Genomic DNA, 10,319 nt, shown 5'->3' with positions numbered 1-10,319 from the left:
CTTCGCAGTGCAAGCCGATCGAGTATCCGAAGCCCGACGGCAAGCTCACGTTCGATCGTCTGTCTTCGGTGTTCATCTCGAACACGAATCACGAGGAGAACCAGCCGGCGCACCTCACGCTCAAGGACATGACGGTGCCGGTCGGCATCAACCTCGCGACGTATGCAGGCCCAGAGGCGCGCTTCTGTCCCGCAGGCGTGTACGAGTTCGTAAAAGACGATCAGGAAGAAGATCGTCTGCAGATCAACGCGCAGAACTGCGTGCACTGCAAGACCTGCGACATCAAGGACCCGACGCAGAACATCGTATGGGTCACGCCCGAAGGCGGCGGCGGCCCGAACTACCCGAACATGTAAGCGCCGGGCGGCGACTGCCGTCGATCCGACTTGTGGCAGGAGAGGCGTAGTGCGCCTTTCCTGCCATTTTTTACGTCCGCGAATACCAGTACATGCCGTCGTCGCGCAGCTCGCGTTTCACTTCACCGCGATACATCAGGTAGTTCAGGCACGCCAGGCTCTCGCCGGTTGCGAGGCTCATCTGCCCGAGATCGTCCTCGCCGATGCGCCGCGCGAACAGCGCCCCGAACACGTCAACGGCGCGGCGCGGTTCGGCGAGCGTGCCGCGCAGGCGCGCGAGGCTCTTGTCCTGCCCCTGGCGCAAGCGTTCGATGCGCGCGTGCAACCCGTAAAAGCAGTCGTTATGCGAGGGAAGCACGAGCACGTCGTCGGGCACTTCGCGTTGCAGCTTGTCGAACGATGCGTACCACTGGGCCATCGGGTCCGCGTCGGGCTCGATCGGATAGACCGAAACGTTCGAGGAGATGCGTGGCAGCACCTGGTCGCCCGAAATGAACAGCTTCAGCGCCGGGCAGTAGAGACACGCGTGTTCCGGCGAATGCCCCATGCCGACGATCACGCGCCAGTCGTGCGCGCCGATGCGCACGACCTCGCCGTCCTGCAGACGCCGGAAGCTTTCCGGCAGCGCGTGGATATGCTGGCCGAAGCGGCCGAAGCGCGCGCGATAGACGTCGATAGCCGACTCGCTCCAGCCCGCGCGGCGATAGAAGTCGAGTGCGTCGGCAGGCGCTTCGCGGCCCGTGTCGGCAGCGGCCACACGGCAGTTGAAGTATTCGGTGCGCGTCATCCAGAGCCGGCAGTCGAACGCGCGCGTGAGCCAGCCTGCCATGCCCACATGATCGGGGTGCATGTGCGTGACCAGCACGCGCGTCACGCGGAACGCCGTGTGCGCCTCGCCACCTTGCGGGAAGATCGCGCGCCATACAGCCGTGGCCGCATCGGTGCGCGCACCCGTATCGACAACGGCGCAACCTTCGGCGTCGTCGACAAGCCACACATTGATGTGATCGAGCGCCCAGGGCAGCGGCATACGCAGCCAGCGCACGCCCGGCGCGATTTCGAGAGTCGAGCCCGGCGCGGGTGGGGCCGGATAGGGATAGCACAGCGTTGATCGCGCGCTATTGGATGCGACCTCGGGCGTGCTCTCGGGGATGGCTTCGGTGCGTTCGGTCATGCTTGGGGCGCAAAGGAAATGGGGAGCGCATACTTTCGCGCATCGCGCGGAGGATAGCGCGAACGTGGCGGGCGCGCCCACGTCCTTTTGAGGGGCTGACATGACTGCGGCAGGACGCTGCGCCGCCGCACGCCATGTTTACTTTTGTTTCCGCTTGTTGCTTCTCGTTGCCGCCTGTTTCCCTTTGTTGCCCGATAACGACGCCCGATCGCGTAGCATCGCACCTCAACGTCGATATTTATTGCGCCGCAACAAAATGATGCCTACACTGACCAATGCCGGCTGCCTCGACGCTTTCGCAAAGGAGGGCGTGACATGACGAATCGATCAAACACATTGCATGCATCTCTGAAGCTGCATGTCTTCGAACAGGAAGGAGGGTGGCATTGGGGCATCACCATCCCTCGCAGTGCGGGTAGCGGCTTCAAACTCATCGCATACAGCGAAACGACCTTCAACGGCGAGAGCGAGGCGCTGCGCGACGGCAGTCGCGCGCTCGAGAATCTTCCGGAAGACGCGGCACTCGCGTTCGCGCCCTGAAACGTACCGCCTCAACGGCAGGCCCATTCACGAAGTCTCTTTAGGCACATGCAGTAGATGAACTTCTGCGTGGCGCCACCCGGCGTGTGAGGCTCTTCGCGTGCCTGTTTGATCAGCGTGAAGGGCGCGCCAAATTCGGCGTGCAACGCATCGGCGCTGTAGTGCATGACGGGCAGCCCGCTGCAATGGTCGGGACCGTCCTCGGCGAAAGTCCCACGATCACGATGCCGCCCGGTTTCACGTCGCGCAGCACGGCGTTTACATAGGCTTCCCACGTCTGCGCGCTCGTTCCTTGAGCAGCGCGCGAGGATGCTCCCATTGTCGCTGAAGATAGGGGACGGGCGCTTGCGGCGCGTTTTTGAAGCGCGGAGTTTTGTGTTGAAAACGAACTATTCCGATAAGAAAAGTTATCTTATCCGTCTGGTTTGATGGAGCACCTGGAGCGCATCAAGCGGTCTTGCGCAAAGCTGTGAACTTGCACGTCGCGGTTTTCGCGCAGCGTGCAAACGGAGCCACAGGGTAGGGCGTGCAAAACCGGCGTCAGACAACGCCTGTCGCACGCCCTTGCGCCTTACCCCAGCTTATTGGCCTGTTCCTTCGCAAGCAGGCGTTGAGCCTGTCGGTCTCCGCGGTTGGCTTCCTGCGCGGTCTGAACCGACGTTTCGGTGGCTTCGGCGAATGCTGCGCGTGCGGCGTTGCTGATCGTAACGGCATACGAAGCCGACGGCGTCGAAGCCTGTGTCGTCGTCGTTGTCGGCGCCTGCGTCTTGCTGGCAGGTTGCGTAGCGGCAGCCGCCTGCTGGTTCTGCGCGCCGGTATTCGCTGCTGTGGAAGCGGCGGGTTGGCTAGAAACTGCCCGGATTGTCATCAGAAGGTCCCCAATAAAGAGAGAGAAAAACCGTGAACTGCGCCCGGCTTATCGGAGTACCTTCCAAATACTTAAGAAGTATTTATTTTTTGAAAACGAATCAACTTAAGGCTCGTATAAGCTGCGGTTCGATTCGCGTCAACGCCGGTCATAATCGCCCGACGATCTGTTTTAAAAATGTGGTCAGGTCCGAGTTTCCGGACGCTGCGTGCCCGGGGCTTGCGTGGCTATTGAAATGATTGCCAGTATGTCATGGAATGAAAGCGACTCTTATTCAGGCTAAAAACCGCACCTTTGGCACCGCGAAAATAAGGCTCCACGTCGGGAATATCGTTTAGATAAGGAGTTCATCAGAATTCAAGGCTACCATCGCGCGAGTCTTTCAAGTTTTCCCTGGAAATCCATTTTGTTGCCACTCACGAACGACGTCACTCAGGACAACTGGTCCACGTGGATCCACCGGCAGCGCCATGGCAATGATCCCGCCCATGAGCACGATGTCCGCGCCGAGATCACAAGGTACGCGGACCGTGTGCTGGATTCCGTCCGCCTGCGCCCCGGGATGACATTGGCCGACATCGGGACGGGTGATGGTCTCGTCGGGTTTCGCGCGATTGAACGTGCCGGCGCCGCAATCCGGGTGCTCATGACCGATATTTCGGCTCCGCTGCTGCGGCACACGGAAGAGAGGGCCCGAAGCCTGGGGGTAAGCGGGCAGTGCGCATTCATACACGGCAGCGCCGAAAATCTGGCAGGCATCGCCAATGAGGCGGTCGATGCCGCCACGATGCGCGCGGTGCTGGCGTATGTGGAAGACAAGCCCGCTGCAATGCGAGAGATCTACCGCATCCTCAAACCGGGTGGCCGCTTCGCCATCGCCGAGCCGATTTTGCGTGACGAAGCGCTCGAGGTGTGCATGCTCAAGCAACTCGTCGATTCCGGCGCGTTCAACGCGGAAGATCCCTTCTTTCCCTTGCTGCTTCGGTGCCGGGCGGCGCAGTTCCCGGACACGGAAGAGAAGGCGCGCTCACTGTCCATCACGAATTATGGTGAGCGCGACCTCGTGCGCTTCGCGATCGACGCGGGCTTCACCGACATCCGTCTGGAATTGCACATCGAAGTGCGAACCGAAGACAGCCTGCCTTGGGAAACGTTTCTTCGTACCTCGCCCCATCCGTTGGCGCCCAGCCTGGAAGAGGTCTTCGAAAAGGAATTTACCCGCGAAGAGCGCGCGTATCTGGAAGTCAGGATGCGGGCGATTTTCGAAAGCGGAGCGCAGCTCGGCGCTGAGCGCATCGCCTACCTGGCGGCGAAGCGGCCGTAGAGACCGGATGGGAACGCCTGCTTAAGGATTGCATAAGCGTTAACCCTGCAGAATGCGCAGCATGCCTGCCGCAACGCCACCAACGTGTGGCGTTTGGGTTCAGGTCCATGCTCGCGCATTCATGCTGCGCGGGATTGGCTTGAGGAGTCCATATTGTCCAGCCCGCAGTCTCGCGCAATGTGTCCGCGCGTCTTTCACTTCAGCATCCCGAATCGCACGCGCGCTGCGCTCATCGCCGTTGTATCGGGCACTGCACTGCTCGCCGGCTGCGCAAGCTACAAGGCGCAGCCGTTGGCTACGGGCCCTTCGTTGATCACGCAGGGCGCGCTCGCACGGGTGCAGATCGACCCCGCGAAAATGCCATTGCCCGAGCTTGCGGCACACCGCTTCGATCCGTCGAACGGCTTCGACATCGAAGACGTCGCGATGCTGGCAGTCGCCAACAATCCCGACCTGAAACTTTCACGCGACGACCTCGGCATTGCGCAAGCGCAGGCGTTTTCGGCGGGACTTCTGCCGGATCCACAGGTGAGCGTCTCCAGCGACTATCCCGGCGCTGTCGGGTTGTCGCGCGCGTTCAGCTACGGTCTGAGCATGGACGTGATGGCGATTGTCACGCGTGGCGCGAACACGAAGTCCGCCAACGCCACGGTTCGAAAGACCGACCTCGGTCTGCTCTGGCAGGAGTGGCAGGTCGTGGCGCAGGCGAAGCAGCTGTACGTGAGAGCGCGCTTTCAGGATGAGGTGTTGCCGCTGCTCGAGCAGCAGACGGCACTGACCCGCACGCGTTACGAACGCACCGCGCACGCGGCAAGCGAGCACAACGTGACGGCGGACAGCGTCACCGCGTCGCTCACGGCGTACGAAGACGCCCGCAAGCAGTACACCGACATGCAGCACGCGCGTGAGCAGACGCACCATGACCTCAATGCGCTGCTCGGCCTCGCGCCCGACACGACGCTGGCGCTCACAGGCGACACAGCAGTCACGCCGATGCCCGATGGCACGCTCGACGCCGCGGTTGCAATGCTGGCGCAGCGCCGTCCCGATCTGATCGCGCTGCAGGCCGGCTACGAGGCGCAGGAGCAGAAGTACCGCGCCGCGATCCTCAACCAGTTTCCAAGTCTTTCCGTGGGCTTTACGCGCCAGCGCGACACCTCGGAGATCTACACGAGTGGTTTCGCGATCAACCTCACGCTGCCGGTCTTCAACCGCAATCGCGGCAATATCGCCATCGAGCAGGCCACGCGGCAGCGTCTCGCGGACGAATACCAGACACGCCTGAATGCGGCTTACGCCGATATTGCCCACCTGCGTGCCGACAGCGCGATCGCCGCGCATCAACTCGATCAGGATGACGCTGCGCTGCCAGGGCTCGAACGTGCCGCCGCGCAGGCGCGCGACGCCTATGCGGCGCGCAACATCGTGCTTGGCCAGTATGTCGATGCGCAAACTGCGGCGCTCTCGCGTCGCATCGATGCGGCCACTGCGCGCGAAGCGCTAGCTGAGCAACGCATTGGCCTCCAGGCGCTGCTCGGCAGCGCGATCCCCGATCCTGATCAGGCTCCGTCCGCGCGAGGCGCCACTGCTGAAAGCGCGCCATCCAATACCATCGTTGCACGTTGATCTCCATGACTGAGCACCGCTTTCTTTCCGGCACGCGCACGCGTGTCGCCGTCTGCGCACTTGGCGCGGCGGCCGCGCTCGCCGCTGGCGCAGCGCTTTTCGCACCGCATGCAGCGCGCGCGGATGACGCCGGCGCTTCGGGCAGCACGCCCGCGCCATCCGCCGCCGTGCAGGTCGTGCGCGTGATGCGCCAACCGGTTGCCCAAACCGTCGTCGCGTATGGCTCGGTTGCGTCCGCGGCCTCGAACGCCACGTCCATCAGCCTGCCGTATCTCGCACGCGTCACGCGCGTGCTCGTCCAGCCCGGCCAGACCGTAGCGCAGGGCGCTGCGCTCCTCGTCGTGCAAGCCGATCCAAACGCCGTGATCGCCTATACGCAGGCACAAAGCGCAGCGACGCTCGCACGTGGCGAACTCGCGCGCACGGGCTCGCTCTTTCACGACGGTCTCGCCACGCAATCGCAGCTCGCCGCGGCGCAAAAAGCGCTGGATGACGCTCAGCAAGCGCTTGCTGCGCAACAAGCGACGGGCATCACACCGGGTTCGAAGACGATTACGGCACCAGTGGCCGGCGTCATCGCGCAGCTTGCTGCGGTGCCGGGCGACCGGATCCAGGCGGGCACTGCGCTCGCCCAGCTCGTTGCATTCAACGGCGCCGCGGGCAATGCCGCGAACATTTCGCTGGGCGTCGAACCCGCCGACGCGCTCACGCTGCACGCCGGAGACCGTGTCGTGCTGCGCCCTCTGTCCGCCTCGCTCGGGTCGCAGCGCGCGCAGGGGCGCATCGTGCTCGTCGGCGCAGCCATCGACGCGCAGAGCCAGCTCGTGAACGTAAGTGCGAACGTACCGCTCGCGGGTGCTGCCTTCCTGCCGGGAACGCGCGTGCGGGCCGACATCGACACGCAGACCGGCACGTGGTGGAACGTGCCGCGCGCCGCGGTACTGCAGGATGCGAAGGGCAGCTATGTGTTTCAGGTCGCGCCGGACAACAAGGCGCACCGCGTCGACGTGAAGGTGAAAGTCGAGCATGGCGATACGTACGGCGTGGATGGCGCGCTCGACGCCTCGCGGCCGCTCGTCGTCGTCGGCAACTACGAACTCGAAGACGGCATGGCCGTGCGCGTGGCGCAAGGCGGCGCGCGATGACGTTCAGCCAGTGGATGCAGCGCCACCGTCGTTCGCTGCTGTTCGTGATCGCGCTTGCCGCGCTTGCCGGCGCGCTCACCGCGCTGCGTCTGCCGATCTCGCTCTTTCCTAACGTTTCCTTTCCGCGCGCCGTGATTTCACTCGACGCGGGCGACCGTCCGGCCGAACAGATGGCGACACTCGTCACCATGCCGGTGGAAGAAGCGTTGCGTCGCGTGCCGAACGTGCGCGACGTCGAATCCCGCACGAGCCGCGGGTCGGCGGAGATCTCCCTCAATTTCGACTGGGGCACCGACATGGCGCAAGCCACGTTGCAGGCGCAGTCGGCCATTGCCGAGATCCTCGCGACGCTGCCGCCCGGCACCAGCATGCAGGTGCGCCGGATGGACCCGACCGTGTTTCCGGTGCTCGCATACAGCCTGACGTCGTCGCGCTTGTCGCTTTCTCAACTCTACGACCTCGCCCAGTTCCAGTTGCGTCCGCTGCTTTCCTCCGTGGCGGGCGTGGCGCGCGTGGACGTGACGGGTGGGGCGCGCGACGAGCTCGAAGTGGCCGTCGACCCCGCACGCCTCGCGACGTACAAGCTCTCGGTGGGCGATATTTCGCGTGCAATCGGTGCGGGCAACGTGCTGATGGCCACCGGGCGCATCGAGGACCACGACAAGCTCTTTCTCGTCGTGGCGAATTCGGCTTTCAGCGGGCTCGATACACTGAAAAACGTGGTCGTGTCGTCCACTGGCGCGACGCAGATCCGCCTGCGCGATGTGGCCACCGTCACCCAGGGGACCGTGCCGCAATGGATCCGCGTGACCGCCGACGGTCAGGATGCGGTGCTGGTCAACGTCTACCAGCAGCCCGGCGCAAACAGCGTGGCGATGGCGCAGGCGATTCGCGCTCGCCTGAAGGACTTCGGCCCACAGATGCCGCACGGCGTGACGCTCTCGAACTGGTACGACCAGAGCGAGCTCGTGATCGCCTCGGCCACCAGCGTGCGCGATGCCATCATGATTGGCGTGGTGCTCGCGGCGCTCACGCTCTTCGTATTTCTGCGCAACACGAAGATCACGCTCATTGCAGTGGCGCTCGTGCCCATCGTGATGGCCGCGACCATTCTGCTGCTCGACGTGTTCGGCATGGGCTTCAACATCATGACGCTCGGCGGCATGGCGGCGGCGGTGGGCCTCGTGATCGACGACGCCATCGTGATGATCGAGCATATCGCGCGGCGTATGCGCGAGGCCGGCGCGCATGCGTTCCATGGCCGGGTGATGAGCGCGGCGCTCGAATTCACGCGGCCGCTCGCCGGCTCTTCCGCGGCAACGCTCATTATCTTTGTGCCGCTGGCGTTTCTCTCGGGCGTAACCGGCGCGTTCTTCAAGGCGCTTTCGGTGACGATGGCGAGCGCGCTCTTCATTTCGTTCCTCGTCACGTGGCTTGCCATCCCGATTCTCTGCGACCGCTGGCTCACGGCGAAAGACGCCGAGGAGCATCGCGAAACGCGCTTCGCCGCGTGGCTCAATCGCACCTACGCGCGGCTCGTCTCTCGCGTGAGTGCGCGGCCCCTGTGGGTGCTCGCGCTCGTGGTTCCGCTTGCGCTGCTTTCGGCGCTCGCGTTCACGCGGGTCGGCAGCGGCTTCATGCCGTCGATGGACGAGGGCGGTTTCGTGCTCGACTATCACACGCAACCGGGCACATCGATCACCGAAACCGATCGACTGATGCAACAAATCGAAGCGATCATTCGCGCGAACCCGAATGTGGCGACGTATTCACGCCGCACCGGCGCCGGACTTGGCGGCGACCTGAACGAGCCGAACAAGGGTGACTTCTTTGTGCGCTTGAAGTCCGGTAGCCGCGAACCGATCGACACGGTGATGGAGGAGATCCGTTCGCAGATCGAAACAAAAGTGCCCGGCGTGAGCGTGGAACTTGCCCAGTTGATGGAGGACCTGATCGGCGACCTCACGGCGGTTCCGCAGCCCGTGCAGATCAAGATTTACTCGGACGACTCCCATGTGCTCGACACGACCGCCCAACGTGTGGCCGCACGCATCGGCAAGATCGGCGGCATCGTCGACGTGAACGACGGCATCAATCCTGCCGGCGACGCCATCGATCTGCGCATCCGGCCCGACGCCACGGCTGCCGAGGGCATGGATCCGCAGGCAATCGCGCAGCAGGTCTCCGACCTGCTGGACGGGAATGTGGCGACGCAGTTCCAGAGCGGCCCGAAGACAGTTGGTGTGCGCGTGCGTGCGCAAGGTGCGCTGCAAATGACGGACACCGAACTTGCGCGCCTGCCGTTGCGCGCGCCGGATGGGCACGTGTTCGCGCTTTCACGCGTGGCCGAACCGGTGCACGTGAGCGGCCAGCCCGAGATCAGTCGCGACAACCTCAAGCGCATGGTGGCGGTGACGGCGCGCATCGATGGGCGGGACCTCGGCTCGACGATCGCCGACGTGCAGCGCGCGCTTGCCGATCCCGCGCTCCTTCCAGCGGGCGTCTACTACGAACTTGGCGGCTTGTACCAGCAACAGCAGATCGCCTTCAAGGGGCTGCTCGCGGTGTTCGGCGCGGCCGTGGCGCTGGTGTTCGGCCTGCTGCTATTCCTCTACGAGCGCTTTCGCGTGGCGCTCGCGGTGATGGCAATGCCGCTGCTCGCCACCGGCGCCGTGTTCATCGGGCTGTGGGTGACGGGCATCGAGCTCAACATCTCCGCGATGATGGGCATGACGATGATCGTCGGCATCGTGACGGAGGTCGCGATCTTCTACGTTTCCGAGTTTCAGGGGCTCGTACGCGACGAAGGCGTGCCGCTGGAGGAGGCGTTGCAGGCCGCGGGTCGCAATCGACTGCGGCCCATCGCGATGACGACCATCGCAGCCATTCTCGCTCTGCTGCCGCTTGCCTTCGCGATCGGCCAGGGTTCTGCAATGCAGCAACCGCTCGCGGTCGCGATCATCTCGGGCTTGATCGTGCAGATGCCGCTCGTCCTGCTGGTGCTGCCTGTGCTGCTGCGCCTCCTGCTTCGAGTAAAGGGGGCAGGTGAGTGATGGCGGGTGCAAAACGAAGAGGTGTGCAAATGATTTGCATCCACCGCAGTAACAGATTCGAAAGAAAAATCTTTGAATTAGTCGTTGACTCGGCTCGCGCGTCGTCACTAGAATTCGCGTGTTTCCACGAAAGGGGCATATGCCTTGGACAGTTGTAGTAGTCGACCTTCGAATCGTATTTCTGCCTGACCGGCACGACGCCCGCCTGGATTCTTCCTTAGCCGCCGTCCTGC

The 10,319-nt window shown here is 63.7% G+C and carries 9 protein-coding genes; 7 read left to right on the top strand and 2 right to left on the bottom strand.

Features of this window, described 5'->3' with window-relative positions; all coding sequences use genetic code 11:
* Positions 1–356: 4Fe-4S dicluster domain-containing protein (locus ACOJB8_RS40175; protein WP_475017767.1), on the top strand; the 356-nt coding region annotated here is incomplete at its 5' end.
* 70 nt (positions 357–426) lie between these two features.
* On the opposite strand, the gene ACOJB8_RS40170 is transcribed toward ACOJB8_RS40175, so the two are convergent.
* Positions 427–1,530, bottom strand: a complete 1,104-nt coding sequence (locus ACOJB8_RS40170) for an MBL fold metallo-hydrolase (RefSeq protein ID WP_475017765.1) — start codon at positions 1,528–1,530, stop codon at positions 427–429.
* Positions 1,531–1,845: 315 nt separating this feature from the next.
* Between ACOJB8_RS40170 and ACOJB8_RS40165 the strand changes: the two genes are divergently transcribed.
* Positions 1,846–2,070 carry a hypothetical protein gene (locus tag ACOJB8_RS40165; RefSeq protein WP_069265725.1) on the top strand — a complete coding sequence of 75 codons (225 nt, stop codon included), beginning with the start codon at positions 1,846–1,848 and terminating at the stop codon, positions 2,068–2,070.
* Positions 2,071–2,081: 11 nt separating this feature from the next.
* Here ACOJB8_RS40165 and ACOJB8_RS40160 read toward each other — a convergent pair whose 3' ends face one another.
* A complete protein-coding gene (locus ACOJB8_RS40160) occupies positions 2,082–2,237 on the bottom strand; it encodes a hypothetical protein (RefSeq protein WP_256094786.1) in 156 nt (51 codons plus the stop codon).
* Between the two features lie 498 nt (positions 2,238–2,735).
* Here ACOJB8_RS40160 and ACOJB8_RS40155 point away from each other — a divergent pair, with 498 nt between their 5' ends.
* The 5 genes from ACOJB8_RS40155 (at position 2,736) to ACOJB8_RS40135 (ending at position 10,086) form a co-directional block, all read left to right on the top strand.
* A complete protein-coding gene (locus tag ACOJB8_RS40155) occupies positions 2,736–3,047 on the top strand; it encodes a hypothetical protein (protein ID WP_475017763.1) in 312 nt (103 codons plus the stop codon).
* Between the two features lie 300 nt (positions 3,048–3,347).
* Entirely contained in the window at positions 3,348–4,262 is a 915-nt protein-coding gene (locus tag ACOJB8_RS40150; RefSeq protein ID WP_475017761.1) for a class I SAM-dependent methyltransferase, read from the top strand.
* A 177-nt stretch (positions 4,263–4,439) separates the two neighbouring features.
* Positions 4,440–5,888: a TolC family protein gene (locus tag ACOJB8_RS40145; RefSeq protein WP_475017759.1), complete on the top strand. Its 1,449-nt coding sequence runs from the start codon at positions 4,440–4,442 to the stop codon at positions 5,886–5,888.
* Positions 5,889–5,893: 5 nt separating this feature from the next.
* Positions 5,894–7,033: an efflux RND transporter periplasmic adaptor subunit gene (locus ACOJB8_RS40140; RefSeq protein ID WP_475017756.1), complete on the top strand. Its 1,140-nt coding sequence runs from the start codon at positions 5,894–5,896 to the stop codon at positions 7,031–7,033.
* A complete protein-coding gene (locus tag ACOJB8_RS40135; protein WP_069265721.1) occupies positions 7,030–10,086 on the top strand; it encodes an efflux RND transporter permease subunit in 3,057 nt (1,018 codons plus the stop codon). The genes ACOJB8_RS40140 and ACOJB8_RS40135 overlap by 4 nt, the downstream gene beginning before the upstream one ends.
* The last annotated feature ends 233 nt before the right edge of the window (positions 10,087–10,319 follow it).

The sequence above is a fragment of the Paraburkholderia sp. BR10141 genome (assembly GCF_056155635.1).
This window is presented reverse-complemented; position numbering and strand designations above follow the sequence as displayed.